Origin of the sequence: Acinetobacter sp. TY1, assembly GCF_048551395.1 — a bacterium.
Classification (GTDB): domain Bacteria; phylum Pseudomonadota; class Gammaproteobacteria; order Pseudomonadales; family Moraxellaceae; genus Acinetobacter.
The window spans coordinates 33,591-56,390 of record NZ_JBLYZK010000020.1; the positions used below are offsets into that span (position 1 = coordinate 33,591).

17 protein-coding genes and 1 pseudogene are annotated in these 22,800 nt (G+C 36.5%); 11 read left to right on the forward strand and 7 right to left on the reverse strand.

Features of this window, described 5'->3' with window-relative positions; all coding sequences use genetic code 11:
• Window positions 1–8: 8 nt before the first annotated feature.
• From yidC to rpmH, 4 genes are read right to left on the reverse strand one after another with little or no spacing between them, the layout of a single operon-like run.
• Window positions 9–1,712, reverse strand: coding sequence for a membrane protein insertase YidC (gene yidC, locus ACK2M2_RS11670; RefSeq protein WP_409512449.1), 1,704 nt, complete (start codon window positions 1,710–1,712; stop codon window positions 9–11).
• 5 nt (window positions 1,713–1,717) lie between these two features.
• Window positions 1,718–2,044 (reverse strand): membrane protein insertion efficiency factor YidD, encoded by a 327-nt coding sequence (gene yidD, locus ACK2M2_RS11675; protein WP_419348629.1) that lies wholly within the window; start codon window positions 2,042–2,044, stop codon window positions 1,718–1,720.
• Between the two features lie 9 nt (window positions 2,045–2,053).
• Complete coding sequence (rnpA, locus tag ACK2M2_RS11680; protein ID WP_409512451.1) at window positions 2,054–2,446, reverse strand: ribonuclease P protein component; 393 nt, start codon at window positions 2,444–2,446, stop codon at window positions 2,054–2,056.
• Window positions 2,447–2,481: 35 nt separating this feature from the next.
• On the reverse strand, window positions 2,482–2,616 hold the full coding sequence (rpmH, locus tag ACK2M2_RS11685) for a 50S ribosomal protein L34 (RefSeq protein WP_000831329.1): 135 nt from the start codon (window positions 2,614–2,616) through the stop codon (window positions 2,482–2,484).
• A gap of 682 nt (window positions 2,617–3,298) precedes the next feature.
• Here rpmH and dnaA point away from each other — a divergent pair.
• The 5 genes from dnaA to ACK2M2_RS11710 all read left to right on the forward strand — a co-directional run bounded on the left by dnaA (window position 3,299) and on the right by ACK2M2_RS11710 (window position 10,133).
• Window positions 3,299–4,690, forward strand: coding sequence for a chromosomal replication initiator protein DnaA (gene dnaA, locus ACK2M2_RS11690; RefSeq protein WP_409512452.1), 1,392 nt, complete (start codon window positions 3,299–3,301; stop codon window positions 4,688–4,690).
• Between the two features lie 127 nt (window positions 4,691–4,817).
• On the forward strand, window positions 4,818–5,966 hold the full coding sequence (dnaN, locus tag ACK2M2_RS11695; RefSeq protein ID WP_419348634.1) for a DNA polymerase III subunit beta: 1,149 nt from the start codon (window positions 4,818–4,820) through the stop codon (window positions 5,964–5,966).
• Between the two features lie 28 nt (window positions 5,967–5,994).
• Window positions 5,995–7,077 (forward strand): DNA replication/repair protein RecF, encoded by a 1,083-nt coding sequence (gene recF, locus ACK2M2_RS11700; protein WP_419348637.1) that lies wholly within the window; start codon window positions 5,995–5,997, stop codon window positions 7,075–7,077.
• 52 nt (window positions 7,078–7,129) lie between these two features.
• Window positions 7,130–9,598: a DNA topoisomerase (ATP-hydrolyzing) subunit B gene (gene gyrB / locus ACK2M2_RS11705; RefSeq protein WP_419348640.1), complete on the forward strand. Its 2,469-nt coding sequence runs from the start codon at window positions 7,130–7,132 to the stop codon at window positions 9,596–9,598.
• Between the two features lie 169 nt (window positions 9,599–9,767).
• Window positions 9,768–10,133, forward strand: a complete 366-nt coding sequence (locus ACK2M2_RS11710; protein ID WP_419348643.1) for a hypothetical protein — start codon at window positions 9,768–9,770, stop codon at window positions 10,131–10,133.
• 769 nt (window positions 10,134–10,902) lie between these two features.
• On the opposite strand, the gene ACK2M2_RS11715 is transcribed toward ACK2M2_RS11710, so the two are convergent.
• A complete protein-coding gene (locus ACK2M2_RS11715) occupies window positions 10,903–12,840 on the reverse strand; it encodes an ATP-binding cassette domain-containing protein (RefSeq protein ID WP_409512457.1) in 1,938 nt (645 codons plus the stop codon).
• 185 nt (window positions 12,841–13,025) lie between these two features.
• Between ACK2M2_RS11715 and ACK2M2_RS11720 the strand changes: the two genes are divergently transcribed.
• The 5 genes and pseudogenes from ACK2M2_RS11720 (at window position 13,026) to erpA (ending at window position 17,941) form a co-directional block, all read left to right on the forward strand.
• Window positions 13,026–14,033: a putative solute-binding protein gene (locus tag ACK2M2_RS11720; RefSeq protein ID WP_419348646.1), complete on the forward strand. Its 1,008-nt coding sequence runs from the start codon at window positions 13,026–13,028 to the stop codon at window positions 14,031–14,033.
• Between the two features lie 568 nt (window positions 14,034–14,601).
• A pseudogene (locus tag ACK2M2_RS11725) lies at window positions 14,602–14,799 on the forward strand (putative solute-binding protein); the annotation flags it as partial.
• A gap of 409 nt (window positions 14,800–15,208) precedes the next feature.
• Window positions 15,209–16,216 (forward strand): putative solute-binding protein, encoded by a 1,008-nt coding sequence (locus ACK2M2_RS11730; protein WP_409512459.1) that lies wholly within the window; start codon window positions 15,209–15,211, stop codon window positions 16,214–16,216.
• A gap of 247 nt (window positions 16,217–16,463) precedes the next feature.
• Window positions 16,464–17,468, forward strand: a complete 1,005-nt coding sequence (locus tag ACK2M2_RS11735) for a putative solute-binding protein (RefSeq protein WP_409512460.1) — start codon at window positions 16,464–16,466, stop codon at window positions 17,466–17,468.
• Window positions 17,469–17,605: 137 nt separating this feature from the next.
• Window positions 17,606–17,941, forward strand: a complete 336-nt coding sequence (erpA, locus tag ACK2M2_RS11740; RefSeq protein WP_409512461.1) for an iron-sulfur cluster insertion protein ErpA — start codon at window positions 17,606–17,608, stop codon at window positions 17,939–17,941.
• A gap of 112 nt (window positions 17,942–18,053) precedes the next feature.
• Here erpA and ACK2M2_RS11745 read toward each other — a convergent pair whose 3' ends face one another.
• The gene (locus ACK2M2_RS11745) at window positions 18,054–18,893 is read right to left on the reverse strand and encodes an alpha/beta fold hydrolase (protein WP_419348651.1); all 840 of its coding nucleotides are present in this window, start codon (window positions 18,891–18,893) and stop codon (window positions 18,054–18,056) included.
• Between the two features lie 133 nt (window positions 18,894–19,026).
• On the reverse strand, window positions 19,027–20,154 hold the full coding sequence (locus tag ACK2M2_RS11750) for an anhydro-N-acetylmuramic acid kinase (RefSeq protein ID WP_409512463.1): 1,128 nt from the start codon (window positions 20,152–20,154) through the stop codon (window positions 19,027–19,029).
• Window positions 20,155–20,217: 63 nt separating this feature from the next.
• On the opposite strand from ACK2M2_RS11750, the gene tyrS reads away from it, so the two are divergent.
• Window positions 20,218–21,450, forward strand: a complete 1,233-nt coding sequence (gene tyrS, locus ACK2M2_RS11755; protein WP_409512464.1) for a tyrosine--tRNA ligase — start codon at window positions 20,218–20,220, stop codon at window positions 21,448–21,450.
• Window positions 21,451–22,800 lie beyond the last annotated feature (1,350 nt).

Genomic DNA, 22,800 nt, shown 5'->3' on the forward strand with positions numbered 1-22,800 from the left:
TCAATCATTTACACAACCTCTGTCGTTTTTGCTTTGGCTTTTTCAACACTTTTATTGATAAATGATTGCTGAAGAATCGTAATCGAGTTGTTCACGATCCAATATAAAACCAAACCAGCAGGGAAGAACAACATAAATACAGTGAACATAATCGGCATGATTTTGAACACTTTTGCTTGCATAGGATCAGTTGGTTGTGGATTCAATGCTTGTTGCACAAACATGGTCACACCCATAATCAATGGAAGTACAAACCATGGATCCATTGCAGATAAATCTTGAATCCAAAGCATCCATGGTGCATGACGCAATTCAACCGACTCCATCAATACCCAATACAACGCAAGGAAGATTGGCATTTGAAGTAATAACGGTAAACAGCCCGCAAGTGGATTCACTTGTTCACGTTTGTAAAGCGCCATCATTTCTTGAGAGAAACGCATGCGATCTTCACCAAACTCTTCTTTCATGCGTTGCATTTCAGGTGCAATTACACGCATCTTCGCCATAGAACGATAGCTTTTTGAAGATAAAGGCCAAAGAATCAGTTTCACCAAAATGGTTAGCAGAATAATTGCCCAACCCCAATTACCCACAATACCATGGAAGAATTGTAAGCCCATGAACAATAATTTTGCGATTGGCCATAACCAACCATAATCAACAGTTTGGTTCAAACCAACAGCCAAATCACTTAGTTCAGACTGAACTTTTGGACCTGAATAGAATGTCGCATCAATTTCCATTGCTGTGCCAGCAGGAATATTAATTGCTGGCGAAGTAAAGCCAATCACATTTAAGTTATTGTCTTTATTTGATTCAAGTGTCGCTTTAAATGGCTGACCATTAAAGTTACCTGGAATCCAAGCACTCACAAAGTAATGCTGAACAATTGCAACCCATCCACCAGTCGCTTCTTTATTCAATTTTTCTTCAGAGAAATTGGTAAATTTAAGCTTATTGTAATGCTCTTCAGGTGTACCCCACGCACCACCTAAGTAAGTGCCTAGTGTAAAAATCCCTTGATCCGATTTACCTGGATCATCAGAATTATCGCGGATGATGTTACCGTAAAGTTGACCTTGCCACGGTTGTGCACTGCGGTTCGTTACTTTATGACTAACTGTAATTGGATAAGTGCCTTGCTTAAATGTAAAGGTTTTAATCACTTCAACATTATCAGCAGTTTTAAACACTAACGGCACTGAAATCACTTTTTCAACTTTGCCGTCCTTACCTTTTACATCTTTCGCATCAGCAAGTGTATAAGCCGCTTTTTCTGTTTCATACTGAGGACGGGCATTCGGATTATTATCCGTACCATTCAAACCTTTAAAACCAGTTTCTGCGATATATTTACGTGTTGCATCATTTTCAAGCATAACGAAAGAATCGTCACTATTTTTGCTCTTATCATGATTCAGGAGTTCAACACGCTCAATATCACCACCTTTGGGATTGATAGAAATATTATAAAGATCGGTCTTAATCGTGATCAGCTTTTGTGGTGTAGTCTTTGCCGCAGGGGCAGTCGCACCAACTTGTGGCTGATCAGTAGCAAGATGCGCCTGAGTTGTATCTTGCGCAACAATAGCTGCGGGTTTTTGCTCAGATTGACTAGAATGTCCATAGTCTTTTTGCCATGCCAATATTAATAAATACGCAGTGACAAACATGGCCCCGAGAATTGCAAATCTGGCCCATTGTTGCATAACAATTACCCCAAATGGTGTGAATGATTTTGGTTCAATAAACGTCCACGCAAGGGTACAGCAACATGAACCGTTTGAGAATCCACTGGTTGAAATGAAATAAAACGAATTACTTTTTTAGGAATAGGCACAGGATCATAACCAAAACCACCCCAAGGATGACAACGGCATACTCTTTTTGTCGCAAGCCAACAACCTTTTAAGGCACCATGAACGTGAATCGCTTCCAATGAATATTGAGAACAAGTTGGAATATAACGGCAACGAGGTCCAATTAAAGGACTAATCGCAATTTGATAGAAACGAATCAGCCAATGCAGTAATCGAGCCATTGGTCATCTCTAATTTTGAGAGGAAGAGGGAGCTATTTTATGGTGCTTTTTGACAAGGCGTTGCAATTTTTGCCACGCAAATTGTAATTGCTGATGTAATTCAGCATTTGAAATTGTATCAATACCCATTTTTGGCATCACTACAATATCGAGCAACTCAATGTTTTGCTGATGTAAGCGAAAACTTTCCCGAGCAAGCCGTTTTATTCGATTTCTTTCATGCGCACGGCGCACTTTTTTCTTAGCAACAACAATACCCAAACGGCTATGAGGCTGTTCGGTAACTTTTGCTAAAAATAAAAAATGGGGTTGATGCACTTTAAAAAGCGCACCATCAAATACACATTTGTAATCTGCAGCACAACGGATTCTCACCGAAGGACTGAAACTATAAAGTGACATAACACCCAAATCGTAAGCTAAAACTGTTTAATGAATTAAACAGTTAAGCTATGACGACCTTTTGCACGACGACGAGCTAGAACTTGACGACCAGCTTTAGTAGCCATACGAGCACGGAAACCATGAACGCGCTTACGCTTTAATTCAGATGGTTGGAAAGTACGTTTCATATCGAAACTCCAAAAATGATCTTTGTATAAAGGTTCGCGAGTTTATTGTGCATTGTTTGTTCTGTCAATGAATAACCTATTTTATTTTAATAAAAGATTTTTTTTTGATCAATTTACAAAATCAATCAACAATTGATTATCAGGAAGCATAAAAATAGTATTCACAAGCTAAACACATAATTTATATTAAAAATGATAGTTATCAACAGAGATATCAATAGAAATACCCACAACCGTTAAACTTATAAATTTAAACATTCATTTTTAAATTTATATTTCCTATTTGAATTTAAATTTAATTCGCTATGCTAGTTATCCCCAGAAATAAGGGTTATATATAATTAAATTCAAATTTATAAATTTAAATTTATTACTATTAGGGTCTTGGTTTCTTGTGGAAATCAATATTTTATTTTTTAAAATCATTTTCTTATATTGTGAATAACTATGTTTTAATTGTCTTGATAAACTGTGTATAACTTTGGCATTTATTCTATCCACAGCTTGTTTGGAATTTTATCCACAAGGGGATTGAATTTAAAATAATTCACAGAATGTTGTTTTTTTATTCAAGAATTGAATATTAGTTCATGACAGATGTGGATAACTTGGTTAGAATGGCGACCCCTCAATGGTTGAGGGCTGTTTTTAAATTTAAACAGAATTAATTAAGGGGTTTCACATGCTTTGGACCGACTGCTTAACTCGCTTGCGACAAGAGCTCTCTGATAATGTCTATGCGATGTGGATTCGACCCCTTATTGCAGAAGAAGTACAAGATACACTTAAACTCTATGCACCGAATCCTTATTGGACACGCTATATTCAAGAGCATCATCTTGAGTTGATTTCAATTCTTGCTGAACAGCTTTCAGAAGGGCGTATCCGTAAAGTTGAAATTTTAGTAGATTCTCGCCCTGGTGCGATTTTATCTGCAGCTGAACAACCTGCAACAACAACTGCAGCGTTGGACTCGGCACCTGTATCTGTTACACCAATAACAACACGTGTAAAAAAAGAACATGAAACGATTTCACCAAAGAACACGCGTAAACGTGTACTGAACCCATCTTTTACTTTTGCACTGTTTGTTGAAGGTCGTTCTAATCAAATGGCAGCTGAAACATGCCGTAAAGTATTGACCCAATTAGGTGAATCACAACATAACCCATTGTTTTTATATGGACCTACTGGTTTGGGTAAAACTCATTTAATGCAAGCTGTGGGGAATTCTTTACTACAAGCAAAACCGAATGCGCGTGTCATGTATATGACTGCAGAAAGTTTTGTACAAGATTTTGTAAGTTCTTTACAAAAAGGTAAGGTTGAAGAGTTTAAGAAAAACTGTCGTTCACTTGATTTATTATTGGTTGATGATATTCATTTATTGGCAGGTAAAGAAGCAAGTCTTGTTGAGTTTTTCTATACGTTTAATGCTTTACTCGATGAGTCAAAGCAGATTATTTTAACTTCTGATCGTTACCCGAAAGAATTAACAGAACTTGATCCACGTTTAGTTTCACGTTTTTCATGGGGGCTATCAGTGGGTGTAGAACCACCTGATATTGAAACTCGTATTGAAATTTTACTGAAAAAAGCAGAAAGCAGCGGTGTTGATTTACCGCGTAATTGTGCCTTGTTTATTGCACAGCAAGTCGTTGCCAATGTTCGTGAACTTGAAGGTGCGCTGAATAAAGTCGTAGCAATTTCACGTTTTAAAGGTACGAATATTGATCTTGAAGTGGTTCGTGAATCGCTTAAAGATGTATTGGCAATTCGTGCCCGCAACATCAGCACTGAAAATATTCAGCGTGTAGTGAGTGAGTACTTCCGAATTCCCCTCAAAGAGCTTGTTGGACCAAAGCGTACTCGTATTTATGCACGTCCGCGTCAGTTAGCAATGGGATTGGCACGAGAACTTACTGGTGATAGTTTTCCTGAAATTGGAATGGCTTTTGGCGGTCGAGACCACAGTACCGTGATGCATGCATGTGATAAAGTGCAAAGTTTACGTGATGAAGATCCAATTTTTAATGAGGATTATAAAAACCTCATGCGTTTGTTGCAAAGTTGATGTGACAAAGCAGAAATTCGCTCAAAAAATATTCTTAACTTCCAGTTCTTGCAATGCGGCATAATCTGCCGCATAGTACGTCATTCGACAAAAAATTTACCTATATCTAGTTTTAGAGGAATCCATCGTGCGTTTGAAAATCGCGAAAGAAAGCTTAGTTAATGTTTTATCTCATGTAGTGGGTGCTGTTGAACGTCGCCATACTTTAAACATTCTTTCAAACGTAAAAATTCAAGCAAATCAACAAGCTTTAACCATTACAGGTTCAGATTTAGAAGTTGAATTGGTGGCAAGTACAACATTGGCTGATGGTGCATGTTTACAAGCAGGGGAAACCACTGTACCCGCACGTAAGTTGATGGATATCTGTAAATCATTGCCAACGAGCGCATTGATTGATTTACAAATTACCGATGATCAACGCTGTATTTTAAAATCAGGTGCAAGTCGTTTTGTTCTCGGTACTTTACCTGCGGAAGATTACCCATTATTGACCACTGAAAATAGTCAGGGCACGCAAGTTCAGGTTACAGAACGTGAATTGAAACGCTTATTTGAAAAAACATCGTTTGCAATGGCTGTCCAAGATGTTCGTTTTTATTTGACAGGCACGCTGCTTGAGATTGATGAAAATCAATTACGTGCTGTGACAACAGATGGTCACCGTTTGGCATTGTGCGAAACATTGGCATCATCTACAGCAACACAGCCTGTACAGGCGATTGTTCCACGTAAAGCTGTGGGTGAGTTGCAACGTTTACTAAGTATTGAAGATGAACAGTTAACTTTGCTAATTGGTCGTGAATTATTAAACGTCACGATTAATACGCCAAGCCGTGATAAAGAGCAGGGTGATATTACCGTACGTTTCACGACAAAACTGATTGATGGGAAATTTCCTGATTACCGTCGTGTGATTCCACGTGGTGGTGATAAAAAAGTGATTATTGCTCATGATGTTTTTAAGCAATCTTTACAGCGTGTTTCAATTTTAAGTAATGAAAAACTTCGTGGTGTATTCCTAAATTTTGGTGCGGATTCTTTACAGTTGCGTGCTAATAATCCAGAGCAAGATGAAGCAGTTGAAGATTTAGCGATTCAATATGCAGATACACCTATGGAAATGTCATTCAATGCACAATACATTTTAGAAGTTTTAAGTGTTTTGGATGGCGATGATGTGATTATGACCATGACAGAAGCAAACCAATCTGTATTGGTACAAGATCCAACTCAGCAAAATCAAACCTATGTCGTTATGCCGATGCGTGTTTGATTTTTACTCTGATTCTTTAAACTAAATCATGCATATTACACGTTTAAATATACAGCGTGTCCGAAACATCAAAACGGTTGCACTCCATGAGTTGCAGCCGTTTAATGTCTTTTATGGGCAGAATGGTTCAGGAAAAACATCGGTTCTTGAGGCAATTCATCTACTTGCAACGGGACGTTCTTTCCGTACGCATATTCCAAAAAATTATATTCAAAATAATACATCTGATGCAATTGTCTTTGCGCAATCCTCGACTGAAAAAATCGGTATGCAGAAAATGCAAAGTGGTGAACAGTTTATTAAGGTGAATGGTGATACCGTTGCTACTCAAGGGCAACTTGCAAAAATTCTACCGTTACAACTGATTGATCCACTGAGTACCGATATTATTGATCATGGGGCAAAGCCTAGACGTCAGTTGCTTGATTGGCTCATGTTTCACGTGGAGCCTGATTTTTATCATGCATGGCAATATTATTCCAGAGCATTGAAACAACGAAATAGTTTACTGAAAGCAAAGCGTCATTTATCTCTACAAGATTTAGAACCGTGGAATAAAATGCTCAGCGACTATGGAGAGATTTTACATTCTCAACGAATGGAAATTGTGGAGCAATGGAAAAAATATTTACAACAAGACCTTGCTGAATTATTACCTCATTTAAATATTCAATTGGAATATAGTGCGGGGTTTCACGTGGAACAGGGTTTGGCTAATGATCTCATTCAGTATCATCAAAAAGATGTCGATCGGCGTTATACCGAATATGGTCCACATCGGGCAGATTTGCGCTTAAAAACACCTCTAGGTGACGCTGATGTGGTGCTTTCTAGAGGTCAAAAAAAGTTACTAATCATGGCATTAAAACTATCTCAAATCGCCATGTTACATGCCTGTAATAAGGAAACTGTGGTATTATTAGATGATGTGACAGCAGAATTAGATTTAACTGCACAACAGCGTTTAATTAAGCGTTTAAGCCAATTGGGTAGTCAGGTTTTTATGACCACACTAGACCATGAATCAGTCAAAAAACATTTACATGATTTGTCTATTTCATATCGATTATTTTATGTTGACCACGGTCAAGTTCAGGCTGTTGTGCCATGATTTTATATTTTAGCCAGATTTGGACAGACCCACTTTTTATTAGGGAGAAACCATGAGTTCAGAAGATCAATCAGCATCTCAAACAGAACAAACCACTGCAAAGGCTTATGACTCTTCCAGTATCAAAGTTTTACGTGGATTGGACGCTGTACGTAAACGTCCAGGCATGTACATTGGTGACACTGATGATGGTTCAGGCTTGCATCATATGGTTTTTGAAGTGGTCGATAATGCCATTGATGAAGCTTTAGCAGGTTATTGTGACGAGATTAAAGTTACGATTCATGAGGATGAGTCGGTTAGTGTATCGGACAATGGTCGTGGTATTCCAACCGATATTCACCCAGAAGAAGGCGTATCCGCAGCAGAAGTAATTTTAACGATTCTGCATGCAGGCGGTAAATTTGACGATAACAGTTATAAGGTTTCAGGTGGTTTACACGGTGTTGGTGTATCCGTTGTAAATGCACTTTCAAGCAAACTTGAATTGACCATTCAGCGTGCTGGGCATATTCACCAACAAGAATATAAACATGGCGATTCTGTTTATCCGCTTAAAGTCATTGGCGATACAACTGAAACAGGTACTACTGTTCGTTTTTGGCCAAGCGCTGAAACGTTTAGCCAAACTATTTTTAATGTTGATATTTTAGCACGTCGTTTACGAGAGCTTTCATTTTTGAATGCAGGCGTACGTATTGTACTTGCGGATAATCGTATTGGGTCTGAGCATGTATTCGATTACGAAGGTGGTTTGTCTGAGTTTGTAAAATATATCAATCAGGGCAAAACACATCTGAATGACATTTTCCATTTCACCACAATGGCAGATAATGGCATTGGTGTTGAAGTTGCATTACAGTGGAATGATACTTATCAGGAAAATGTTCGTTGCTTTACCAATAACATTCCTCAAAAAGATGGTGGTACGCATCTTGCTGGTTTCCGTGCAGCTTTAACACGTGGCTTAAACAGCTATATGGAAAGTGAAAACTTACTCAAAAAAGAGAAAGTTGCTGTTTCAGGTGATGATGCGCGTGAAGGTTTAACGGCAATTGTTTCAGTGAAGGTACCTGATCCAAAGTTTTCTTCACAAACCAAAGAAAAATTGGTTTCAAGTGAAGTAAAAACGGCTGTTGAGCAAGCGATGAATAAATCGTTCTCTGAATATCTTTTAGAGAACCCTGCAGCAGCCAAATCGATTGCGGGTAAAATCATTGATGCGGCACGTGCACGTGATGCTGCTCGTAAAGCGCGTGAATTAACTCGTCGTAAAAGTGTATTAGATATTGCTGGATTACCAGGTAAGTTAGCAGATTGCCAAGAAAAAGATCCTGCACTTTCTGAATTATACTTGGTCGAAGGTGACTCTGCGGGTGGTTCTGCTAAGCAGGGACGTAACCGTAAGATGCAAGCTATTCTTCCGTTGAAAGGTAAAATCCTGAACGTAGAACGTGCACGCTTTGACAAAATGATTTCATCGCAAGAAGTGGGTACGCTTATTACTGCACTCGGTTGTGGTATTGGTCGTGAAGAATATAATCCCGATAAATTGCGTTATCATAAAATCATTATTATGACCGATGCGGACGTGGATGGTTCACACATTCGTACTTTACTTCTGACTTTCTTCTTCCGTCAAATGCCTGAACTTGTAGAACGTGGTTATATTTATATTGCACAACCACCGTTATATAAACTTAAAAAGGGTAAGCAAGAGCAGTATCTTAAAGATAATGATGCACTTGAAACTTACCTTATTTCAAATGCGATTGATGAACTGAATTTACATATTAGTGCAGAAGCACCTGCTATTCGTGGTGATGCACTAGCTAAAGTGATTGCTGATTATCAAACGTCACAGAAGAGTATTCAGCGTTTAACAGTACGCTATCCAGCGAGTTTATTAGATGGTTTACTTGAGTTGGAAGGCTTTAAGCTTGATCAGAATCATGATGAGTCGTATGTGAAGCAATGGGGCGAGAAATTGGCTGTAGCTATTGCTCAAAATCAGCCTTCATTGCGTCCTGAAATTACATTAGAGCCGTTTGATAAAGAACATGCAGATGGCACGAAAGTGACACACTTTTGGCCACGTGTAACGATTTATGTTCATAATTTGCCACATCATTATTTACTTGATCAGGGCTTACTTGCATCAAATGAATACAAGCGTTTACTACAAAACTCGAAGAGTTGGTTTACTTTACTTGAAGATGGCGCTTATTTGCAAAAAGGTGAGAAGAAAATTAATGTTGCTACATTCCATCAGGTTTGGCAGCATATTTTGTCTGATTCACGTCGTGGCATGATGATCCAGCGTTATAAAGGTCTGGGTGAGATGAATGCTGAACAGCTTTGGGAAACGACAATGGATCCTGAAAATCGTAATATGCTTCAAGTGACCATTGATGATGCGATTGAAGCAGATCGTATGTTCTCTTGTTTGATGGGTGATGACGTAGAACCGCGTCGTGCATTCATTGAAGAAAATGCTTTAAATGCAGATATTGATGCTTAACTGAGCATTAATTCTGCAAAAACCCCGAATAGTTAACTCTCTCGGGGTTTTCTTTTATTTGAATAAAAGTGTCTTCGTAGCGCAATATTTCTTTTATGAAAATGACTTATTTTTATGGCATATTGAATCATCAATCTCTAGATTATTATAAAATAAGAGGCTAAGTATAATGGATAGACAATTAGAACAAACCCGAGATGGTTGGATTAATGCTTTTTTTACGGGAAATTATGAAGTTTTAGTGCAGTTTGAAGCACCATCATTTAAGGTAATTTATGAAAAAGAAGGGATTACTGAAAGTAGTGTAACTCGCTATGAAAAAATTGCACATGCGGTTAAAAATGGTGTGTGGAAGCCACAAAAACCTGAAATTTCGAGTGAGGAATTTGAGTTTGATCGTGAGCAAACTCATTGTAAAGTGACTTTGGAGCTTGAAAATGAATTACGTCAAATTCAAGAATTATGGATCTATGATTCGGATTGGAAAATTATAGAGCTTCGCTTTTGTAAGGTGAGAAAAGTTCAAAATATATAAGTGATTTAAATGGTGTGTGAGTGAGAAAAACATTGTATGGACAGTGTTTTTTTTTGCTTAAAAATTTGATTATTGCTTAGTATCGTTTATTTGATATGTCTAATGAGCGTATTTTTGTAGTAAGAGTTTTTTATGGAAAGGAATTAAGAATACTCAAATTTACTTCCTAAGTAGCTAAAAAATCTCTTTAAAAAGCGATAATAGTCAGTGTTATTCGTCAGAATTGTATGTATTTTAATCAAACATAAAGCTAAAATAATAAAAAATAAGTGTAGAAAATTATTCTAATAATAAAAAGTAGCAGTTTCATGCCATTCATATTCATAAATAGTTTTGTATCAGAGAGAAATTTAAAAATATAAAACAAAAAATCAACACTTATCCACAGGTATTATTTATTGATATATAAATGGCATCGGAATTAATTTTAAATTTAAATTATATTTTTATGCATTGTGGATAACATGATTTCCTTGAGAGAGTTAAGGAGATGAAGGTATTTAGTTATATTGTTTTAAATGCATTAGTTAAGTTGAAATAAAGAATGTTAAAAATGTTCCACGGAAATATATAAATAAAAGTTATGTATTTTTTTTGAAATAAAATCAAATACTTGATCTTAATATTGTTTTATATTAAAGGGGATTCAGGTCAGCAGAGTCATTAAATAAAATATTCATTTTGTAAATAAGAGTGATATTTATTTTTTTACATTTTTCGATAATAAAAAAAGCCGCTAAATAGCGGCTTTTAAGCACAAAATGAAAAATTATTCAAAAGAGCTTTCGAGCTCTTCCAATTCCATCATCAGTTCTAACATTTTTTCTTCAGATTTTTCTAATTTACCCTTGAGGACACTTTGTTCATCCATTAATTTTAGTAAATCATTTTTACGATGGGCTTCATACAGTGCTGAATCACCAAGTAAGGTTTCAATTTCTGCTAAACGAGGCTGGATTTTACTAACTTCAGCTTCAATTTTTTCGATATTTTTACGAATCGGACGACTCAGCTCTCTTTGACGAGCAGCTTCTTTACGTTGTGCCTCTTTATCGCCTTTATTTGAAGATGCTGTTTTCTCAATGACTTGAGATTTAACAGGTTCAGCAGGTTTTTGACCATTTTTCATCATGTCGATACGAGCTTGGCGTAACCAATCTGCATAAGCAACCAAATCGCCATCAAATTCACGGCTTTCACCGCCATGAACTAAAATAAGCTCATCACAAACACTCGCCACCAATTGACGTTCATGCGAAACCAAAACCACAGCACCTTCAAAGTCGGTGAGTGCCATAGTCAAAGCATGGCGCATATCTAAGTCTAAATGGTTGGTCGGTTCATCGAGAATCAAAACATTTGGGCGTTGCCATACAATGAGAGCCAAAGCCAAACGTGCACGTTCACCGCCTGAGAAGCTTTCACTTGGTGTATCCATACGTTCGCCACTAAAACCAAAGCTCCCTAAGAATGAACGTAAGCTTGCTTCACTGATTTTTTTATCGGCAATACGTGCCAATTGCAACATTGGACTCGCATTACCATCCAAAGCATCCATTTGATGCTGTGCAAAATAACCAATATTCAGCAGTTCAGAGTCTTTACGAAGACCTTGCATGAGCTGTAAATCACCAACTAAAGATTTGATTAATGTCGATTTACCTGCACCATTCATCCCGAGTAAACCAATACGACTAGTCGGTGTAATTTGTAAATTCACATTGGTGACAATCAGTTTTTCACCATAACCAATATCTGCATGTTCAAGCTCAAGTAATGGTGAGCTCATTTTTGTTGGTTCGCGGAAACTAAAGGTAAATGGTGTATCCACATGTGCAGCAGAAAGTTCTTGCATGCGTTCAAGCTGTTTAATACGGCTTTGTGCTTGTTTAGCTTTGGTTGCTTGTGCTTTAAAACGATCGATATATTTTTGTAAATGCGCACGAGTTTCAAGCTGTTTTTCATACGCTTGTTGTTGTTGCGCTAGGCGTTCACTACGAGTACGTTCAAAGGTAGAGTAGTTCCCTGTATAGAGAATTAATTCTTGATTTTCAATATGTAAAATATGATCAGTAATGGCATCTAGGAAATCACGGTCATGTGAAATGAGTACCAATGTACCTTCGTAGGCTTTCAGCCAATCTTCTAACCATAAAATAGCATCTAAATCTAAATGGTTAGTCGGCTCATCAAGTAATAATAAGTCTGAACGGCTCATGAGGGTGCGTGCGAGGTTCAAACGCATGCGCCAACCACCAGAAAAACTCGAAACATCAAGTTGTGATTGATGTTCAAAGAAACCTAGTCCTGCCATGAGTTGTGATGCTTTTGAGGGTGCTGTATAACCATCAATTTCATCAAAACGTCCATATAAATGTGCAAGTTCATTGTCATCTAAGTTTTCAGGATGGTCGAGTTTGTTTTGAATTTCCCAAAATTCTTCATCGCCTGAAAGTACAAAATCAATGGCTTTCATGTCTAAGGCTTTAATTTCTTGCGCCATGTGTGCAACGGTCCAAACTGCTGGACGAGTTAAAGAGCCACCATCAGATTCCATACCACCTAAAAGTGCAGAGAAAAGCGTTGATTTACCTGCACCATTGACACCTGTCAAACCAATCTTCCAGCCTGGATGGAGTTGCATAGACGCTTTTTGAAATAAAATTCGTCCGCCACGGCGAATCGAAAGTTGGTCGAGCTGAATCATGGAACGTCATTCTTTTGAACACAAGGTTGGCTATTTTAAAGGATATCTTGAGTAAAACAAAAAAAATTATAAAAGATTGAGTTATCGTTACTTATCGGAAAATAGAGCAAAGGCTCTATTTTTGTGAGAAAAAGTGATTTATTGTTAATTTGTATAAAATACAATCAAAAGTATAAGGAAATACAATGAAAAATGGCGTACTTGCATTGGCTGTCTTAATATCAATGGGAATGACAAGCACTGCTCAGGCAAAACAAGATGTATGTGTATTTGATTTACTGGGCAAGGCCGGTGAATCTTATAAAATGATGGAAGAATGGCGTTTAGCAGCTAAAGGATGGAACGCAGATATTCAATTAATCGCTTATCAGAATGAAGAGCGCGCAGACGAAGATTTTAAAGCAGGTAAGTGTGATGCTGTTTATATGACCACTATGCGTGCACGATCTTATAATAAATTTGCTGGCTCAGTCGATGCATTAGGTGGCGTACCAAGTAATGCAATTGCACAAAAAGCGATTGTTTATGTCCTTGATAAACGTAATATAAAGCGTTTAAAAACCAATATTGATGGTGTGGATTATGAAGTCGGTGGTATTGGGCAAATTGGTCCTGCCTATATTTTTGTAAAAGATAAAAGAATCAATACGATTGAAAAAGGTGTGGGGAAGCGATTCGCTGTTCTTGAATACGATAAAGCCCAAATTGCAATGGTAAAACGTGTGGGAGCAATACCTGTACCTTCTGATGTTTCTGATTTTGTCGCAAAGTTTAATAAAGGTCAGGCAGATATGGTTGGGGCACCTGCTTATGCTTATAAACCTTTAGAAATTGAGAAGGGTTTAGGTCAAACAGGTGCAATGGTTGATTTTCCTGTGCTTAATGTCACTGCTGATTTAATTTTTAATACAGCCAAATTTCCTATGGGTTTTGGTGAACGATCTAGAACTTGGTTTATTAAACAATTACCTCGTCAATTTGCTATGGTAAAGCGCCTTGAAGATGGTATTCCTGCTAAGTATCGGATAGATTTGAGTAAAGAAGAGCGAGAAAAATACCAAAAATTACTCAGAGATGGTCGGATTGAACTGACCAAGCAAGGCATTTATGATGCAAGCATGATGTCGGTGTTAAAACGTGCACGTTGCTCAGTGGATCGTACCAATTTTGAATGCTCATTAGGTGGAGAATAATCGCTTAATTCATACCTAATTTTTGATCATTTCTGAAATAATTCAAAGCCTTTTGAAATTTAATTTTAAAAGGCTCTTTTTTGAAATATGAATTTAAACATACTGTTGTATAATTTTAATTATTTTATATATTAAAATATCTTCATATTATGAAAAATCAGATGATTTAAAATTTACACCTTTAAATAAGTTTAATTAACTGATAATCATCAATAAAATAAAAAAATCTCAAATTTAAATGTGCGCTTTATCGGAAAAAATGTAAGACACCTTTTTTGCAAAAATAAGTCACATTATATTAATAAATTGAAAAAAGTTACATTAAAAAACCTTTCAACCTCTATCTTGTTATTTGATGAGTTTATAAGACTAAAATAATTTTAGAATTAATGTAAACATAAAAATATTAGGTGTGATTTTAATTGATGGATTCATTCTTCGTGAGAGCTTTAACGAAAATGTATAATAAAAATGTAAGTAGTTGAAAATTTTAAATAAATTAATAATACTCGGTTTGAGTGGTGTATTTTTACCGTAGATTGTTCAAGCGAAGCAATCAGTTTGCGTTATGGAAGCTGAAATTCCTGCTAAATATAAACTCGATATTTCAGCTGGAGATAAATTTCGCTATTAAAAATTACTTCGTGATGGACGTATAGAACTCACTAAAAATGGTGTGTATGATGCAATGATGATGTCTGTTTTAAAACGTGCACGTTGTACTATTGAACGAACCAACTTTGAGTGTTCGTTAAGTGGTGAATAATAAGAATGAGTAAAAAATTTGAAAGTATCGGGACATTCAATAAAATACAGTTATTACGACAATAAAAATTGGCTTATTTTATATGCTTTTAGAATATTTTGTTTTTCAGGTTAATTTTTATAAAGTTGAGTACTGTATTGGCGTAATTGCTTATTTCATCATTAAAAATGAATAATTTTATAAATTCCTATGTAAAGACTATGCGATGAAACTGTGAGTTCTTGCAAAGAATATAGAAAAATTGTAAAACTGAATGTACAGTCAAAACATAAGTATATGAAAAATATTAATAAATAAAATGTCTAAAAAAAATGGAGCAAATGCTCTATTTTTTTTATATAAAGCTGATTAATATTGCGCATATGGAGCGTTCTGTATTCCTGAACAATAAATCGAAAAGGATGTAATTATGAAAAAAATTGCCTTAGCAATTGCTGCAACAACAGTGGTCGGTTTTGCATCATCTGCGCAAGCTGCTGTCAATGTATGCGTATTTGACTTGTTAGGTAAGTCTGGCGAATCGTATCAAATGGCTCAGGAATGGGCGCTTTCTGCTAAATCTTGGGGTGCTGATGTTGTTTTACTACCTAAGCAAGACGAAGCAGTAGCGGACAATGATTTCAAAGCAGGTAAATGTGATGGCGTATTTATGACTGCAATGCGCGCACGTCAATACAATAAATTTGCAGGTTCAATTGATTCTATTGGTGGTGTTCCAAGTAATGCGATTGCACAAAAAGCGATTACTTTTGCCTTAGATCCACGTAATGCTGCAAAAATGACGACAACGCTTGGTGGTAAGAAATATGAAGTTGCAGGTATTGCCCCACTAGGTTCTGCATTTATATTTGTACGTGATAAAAGTATCAATTCGATTGAAAAAGCAGCAGGTAAGAAATTTGCTGTTTTAAGCTATGATAATGCTCAAAAAATACTTGTACAGCGTGTTGGTGCACAAGCAGTTCCTTCGGATATTACTAACTTTGTTGCAAAATTTAACAATGGTCAAGTCGATATGGTTGGTGCGCCAGCTTATGCCTACAAACCTCTTGAAATTCAAAAAGGTCTAGGTACAAACGGTGCAATGTTTAACTTTCCGGTATTACAAGTAACAGCAGATTTTGTCATTCGTCCTGAGAAATTTCCAGCAGGCTTTGGTCAAAAATCGCGTGATTATTTTGTAAAAAACTTGCCAAAAAGCTTTGCTATGATCAATCGCTTGGAAGCGACTATTCCTGCAAAATACAAAATGAACCTAACGCCTGAAGATAAATTGAAATACCAAAAGTTGATGCGTGACGGTCGTTTGGAACTGACGAAACAAGGCATTTATGATGCAGGTATGATGTCTGTATTGAAAAAAGCACGTTGTTCTGTCGATAAAGCGAATTTTGAGTGTTCACTTGGCGGTGAATAATAATTAAGATTATTGATTTTTAATAAAAAGTCTAGATTTCGATCTAGACTTTTTAAATTGTATTTTCATGTCATTCTTGCCATTGCGGTTGCTCTTAAATCCAGTATTCTTGTGATGAAAAGTAGAGTGACTTTGTATTCTGAGATCAGATATGAAGTTGTATTTATTGGCTATGCCTACGCTCATTTGGATGATCAGGGCAGATCATGAATAATTAAAAGAGATGATCAAGGAAAGGAAAAAAATAATGAAATTATCCAAAGCTTTATTACTGTCAGCAGGGCTTATGGCAACTGCTTCAGCAACTCAAGCAAAGCAAGTGATGTGTGTATTTGACCTAGTAGGTAAAAGTGGTGATGTTTATACTTTAATGAAAGATTATCAGCTTGCTGCCAAAAGTTGGGGGGCTGATATTGAGTTACGTGTAAATCAAAATGAAGCGGTAATTGCAGAAGATTTTAAAGCGGGTAAATGTGACGGTATTAGTGTGACGGGTATGCGTGGTCGTCAGTTTAATAACTTTACAGGTTCTTTAGATGCAATTGGTGCTATTCCTGATGTAAACCTTGCGGTAAAAGTGATGCAAGGTCTTTCAACTCCTGCATTTGCAAAATACATGACTAGTGGTCAATATGAAGTAGTCGGTGTTATTCCTGTCGGCGATGCTTATCTTATGGTTAATGACCGTAGTATTAATACCGTTGCAAAAGCGGCAGGTAAGAAAATAGCAGTACTTGATTATGATCAAGCACAAAAAATTATGGTTCAGCAAATCGGTGCACAGGCAGTAAGTGCTGATGTAACTAACTTTGGTGCAAAGTTTAACAATGGTCAGGTCGACATTATTGGTGCACCTGCTGCTGTATTTAAACCGTTAGAATTACATAAAGGTTTAGGTACCAAAGGTGCGATTGTCAATTATCCAATTTTGCAAATTACGGGTAATTTGATTATTCGCCCAGATAAATTCCCAGCAGGTTTTGGTCAAAAATCGCGTGATTGGGTAAAATCACAATTACCACGTGCTAACGGTATCATTGGAAAAATGAAGGCTGATATTCCTGCTAAATATTGGATGCAAGTTCCTGCAGGTGATCAACCAGGTTATCAAAAGTTGATGCGTGAATCACGTATTAGCTTGACCAAGCAAGGTGTATATAACAAACAAATGATGAAGTTTTTGTGGCAGTTCCGCTGTAAACAAAATCCGAAAAACTTTGAATGCGCACTTCAGGACGAAAACTACAAGTAAGCTCAAATATATTCAGAGTCTTTTACTCTGAATAAACTTTAAAGTTCGTAGACTGACCATATATTGAGTATGTTATTATACTGAATATATGGTTTTGTCTTTTTAGAACCATCCAGATTGTTTGAGGAAAACCGATCATGAATGCACAAGTGCTTGAGATGACTGATAATGCTGCAAATAAAGTTCGCCAGCTACGTGATAGCGAGGGGAATCAAGATTTGATGTTACGAGTTTATGTGACAGGTGGCGGTTGTTCAGGTTTTTCTTATGGCTTTAATTTTGCAGAAAGCCAAAATGAAGATGATGCCGAATTTTCGAATGGCGATGTGAAAATGCTCGTAGACTCATTGAGTTATCAGTATTTAGTCGGTTCAAAAGTAGATTATCTTGAAGGTTTAGAAGGTTCACGTTTTATTGTAGATAATCCAAATGCAACGACTACATGTGGTTGTGGATCATCATTCTCAATCTAAAATATATGTTGATGTACTGACTGACGAATGAAATAAAAAAGCCCTCAAATAACGAGGGCTTTTTTATGGATTTTATTTGAGTGTGAAATGGTTAAGCGTAAAAATAGGTATGTTATTGAATGCTCGCTAATACATGTTGTGTAAGTTCTTGGGCATTTTGTACAGGAATCCAATGTGTAGCATCCATAATCACTTCTTGGTACGGTGCTTCCACATAGTCTTTATTGAGTTTTACACTTTTTTCACCAATTGCTGTGTCATGTTTGCCCCAAATAAATAAAGTCGGTACAGTCACAGGTTTAGTTAAATTTTTATTTGAACTAAATGGCAGGGCACGATACCAATTTAACGCTGTACTTAGGCGTTTGTCTTGTACCATTTCTTTTTGAAAATCTTTCAATTGTTGCTTATTCATTCCTGAATTTTTTAATAAACCTAGACCAATTCTTGGCAATTTTTCAAAGAGTAGTTCTGGGATTTTAGGTAGTTGGAATAGTCCAATATAATACGATTTGAAAAGCTGATTACTACTGAGCATTGAACGCATAAATGCTGCTTTATGTGGTACTGAAATAGTAATGAGATGCTTAATTTTTTCAGGATAAGTTTGTGCTATTTCCCACGCAACAACTGCACCCCAGTCATGTCCCATCAAATAAGCAGGTTCCTGAATAATATCAAGTAAAGTATTAATATCTTCAACCAACGCTGAGCTACGATAGTCACGACGTTTCGAGGGTTGTGCACCAAGACTATATCCACGTTGGTTGACTGCAAAAGTACGGTAGCCTTGCTGATTGAGAATTTCAGCAGTGTGTTGCCAACTTTGATTGGTTTCGGGAAATCCATGCAGTAATACAAACGGCTTTCCATCTAAAGGACCACGATCTATCACATCAAAAGTCAGTCCATCTCTTTGGTATTGTTCGATGCGTTGTTGTTTCACGTTCATTGTGGAATATTCTCAAAATTATTTTTATTGATAGTGGCAGTTTTATTTTTTTTGTTCACAGCAGTACAGGACAGGCAATAGGCTTTATAGGTCGATCATTGTTCTACAATTTTCGACCTATAACTCAACTATTTTAAACAAAAGTAATTGTACCTAAAATACGATCACCTTTAGCACCTGTCACATTAGGAAGATTACCACTGAGATGTTGATCTGAGCGCATTGCTAACCATGCAAAAGCAGTCGCTTCAACCCAAGTTGGTGCAAGTCCGAGTGCAGACGTTGTTTGCACAGACCAATTATGTTTGCGTAAACGCCAACGGAGTTGTTCAAGCAAATGTGAATTATATGCACCGCCACCACAGACATAGACTTCACCAGTATCCATATTTGAACGATAAATGGCTTTTTTAATTGCACGAGTAGTCAGTTTTAGTAAAGTTGCTTGTACATTTTCAGGTGTATCTTCGAGTTCATCATATTCAAGATCATTGCGCCAATCTGTGATTTTTTCATCTAACCATTCAAGATTAAAGTCTTCACGTCCTGTACTTTTTGGGGGTTCTTTGGAGAAATATTCATGTGACTGTAAACGATCAAGTAGGCTACGAATTGGTTGTCCATACGCTGCCCAATTACCATTTTCATCATAAGGTTGGCCCGTATAGCGGTGACACCATGCATCCATCAAAATATTGGCAGGTCCTGTATCAAAACCATAAACAGCATTGGGTTGACCTGCGGGCAACATGCTGACATTGGCAATACCGCCTAAGTTTAAAATCACCCGATGAATACTTTCATGTTGAAAGAGTGCTTGGTGAAATGCAGGAACCAAGGGTGCTCCTTGGCCACCTGCTGCCATATCACGACGTCTAAAATCGGAAATTACTGGAATTTGCGTGATTTCAGTAATGATGTTGGGATCACCAATTTGTAAGGTAAAACCATGTTCAGGACGATGACGAATGGTTTGCCCATGTGAACCAATGGCTTTAATTTGAGTTTTATCTAGATTATTTTCAGCAATCAATTGGTTTACGCCGTGTCCAATCATAGTAGCCAAAGCCATATCAGCTTTACCCATGCGGTCAATTTCATTGTCATCAGGTAACGTGAGTTCCATCAATTCATCACGTAAATGAGGATCGAAAGGTACGGTTAATGTTGCATGAATGTGGAGTGGATTAAATGAAGCAGCAACAAAATCGACGCCGTCCATGCTCGTGCCCGTCATTACGCCAATATAGATTGTTGTCATGAAATATACTTCGCCTGCATTGTGCTGAAAAAGTGTTAGTATATCGCACAAATTGAACAACATATGTATTTGGGTTTTGTGATGTCAAATTTCCTGCCAGCCGAAGAACAACTTGCCCTCATTCAACGAGGTACACACGAAATTATTTCTGAAGAGGATCTTTTAAAGAAACTCAAAGAAAATCGTCCTTTAAAAATTAAGGCGGGCTTTGATCCTACAGCGCCAGATTTGCACTTAGGTCATACCGTTTTAATCAATAAATTAAAAACGTTCCAAGACTTAGGTCATGACGTGACATTCTTGATTGGTGATTACACTGCCATGATTGGTGATCCAACAGGAAAGAGCGCAACCCGTCCACCATTGTCACGTGAACAAGTATTAGAGAATGCTAAAACCTATCAAGAACAAGTTTTTAAAATTCTTGATCCTGCTAAAACGAAAGTACGTTTTAACTCAGAATGGTTTGCAGAAAAATCTGCGGCTGATTTGATTCAGTTGGCTTCACAGCAAACTGTGGCGCGTATGCTTGAACGTGATGATTTCACCAAGCGTTATAACAACCATCAGCCGATTGCAATTCATGAGTTTTTGTATCCATTGGTACAAGGTTATGACTCGGTTGCACTTGAAGCCGATGTTGAGTTGGGTGGTACAGATCAAACCTTTAACTTATTGATGGGACGTACACTTCAAGGTCGTTATGATCAAGAAGCGCAAGTGTGTATTACTGTACCCATCCTTGAAGGTTTGGATGGTGTAAATAAGATGTCTAAATCTTTAGGCAACTATATTGGCGTATTTGATGCACCGGGTGCGATGTATCAAAAAGTCCTTTCTATGCCAGATAGCCTAATTGAACGCTATTTTGATTTACTCAGCTTCAAATCATTAGATGAAATTGCGGTTCTATTGAAAGAGGTTGAAGAAGGTCGTAATCCTCAAGATGTGAAGAAAATTCTTGCACTGGAATTGGTTGAACGTTTCCACGGTACTGAAGCTGCTGAACATGCCCACAAAGGAGCAGGTAACTTAATTACTGAAGGTGAACTTCCTGAAGGAACGCCTGAAGTAACCATTTCACGTGGTGAGTTTGGTGGTGAAGTTTCGATTATTTCAATTCTTCGTGCCGCAGGCTTAACCAAAAATTCAGCTCAATCTAAAGATGCTGTTGGTCGTGGTGCAGTTAAGGTTGATTGGAATGTAGTTGATGCAGGCTTTATGGTCAAAGAAAATGGTACTTTGATTATTCAGGCAAGTAAGAAAGCAATTGCGAAAGTAACCTTTACTGATTAAGGTAATTTGTTGTTAAGTAATTGAAAAATAAAGGCTGCCAAAAGGTGGTCTTTTTGTATATTTCTTTATCTCTATTAAATATATTGTCATAAAAAAAACATCTATAAAAACAGTGATTAATTTTTTCTATTTTGATTGCATTTGCTAAATAATCTGATTATATTAAGTAACGAAAATTGTGGTTTAAATCACATTTCAGAGGGCACAAGTACAAAATAATAATAACTGCGAAATAATCGGTCAAATCACTAGATTTGACTTTAATAGGGGAATGATTTTGGGAGAGATCGTTTCCCTTTTTCTTTGCTATATGATTCTAACGTATAATATCAATCAACTTTCCTTTTCTTAGATTCTATTTGGATCGATATTTTTGATCGCAAAAACTATAGCAAAATAGCGATTGTTCCACGTGGAGTAAGTTATCTGATAAAAAACTTGAGTATGAAAATGATTTATCATTAATGAGAAAATAGGGTTTAGCTTTGTGAAGATATTTATTCAACAATACTATAAAGCGACAATCGTTATGCTATGAATAAAAGTTCTGACTATAAGATTTTCACTTGTGTTTTTGGTTTAATATATTGATATTTAAAAATTATTATATTCTTCATGGGTATTATCATAAACAAAAAAGGCAGATCCTTGATCTGCAATTTTTATACATAAATAGTCGTGATAAAAAGAAGAGACTTTCAATAAGATGTGTAGCTTAAATATAACTATTTTATAATTTATAAAAACTACATGGTTACTCTAGCGTTTACATGAGTAGGAAATAAAAATTATATCTAATATGGAATAGAGCTATAAAAAAGATTTAAAAATAAGTTAATGCATCTATATATAGATCTAAAAGTGATTTAGAAGACTAAACTTCTACTAGATCACTTTTAAAAACTAGCTTCTATTTATAAATAGGCACTGAAGTGATAGTAGGAATATTGGGATTTTAAATATTTGAGAAAATTGTAGTGTTTCCTATTTTTTATATTTTTAAGGTATGACGATATTGGTATAAGAAAATCAAAAGCCTTATATAGGTATTTTAAAATGCAACTATTTTACTAGAGTAAAAAAGAGCTTGATGTTGAAAGATTAGTTGAATTTGGGGTTTTTGAGGCTTTTATATTGAGATTATTATAAAAGAATCAGATTATTTAGAGTAATTTTGTTGAATAAATAGGCTAAAAGCGAACTAAAAGAGTAATTTGGTATAAAAAAAAGTCGCTTGGCATGAATAATGCATTTTGGGGGTTGCGTTGAGAAAGAAATGGTATAGAATGCACCCCATACCGACGAGATAGACGGAAACGAACGAAGCGCGAAGTGCTGAGTTGTTAAGTA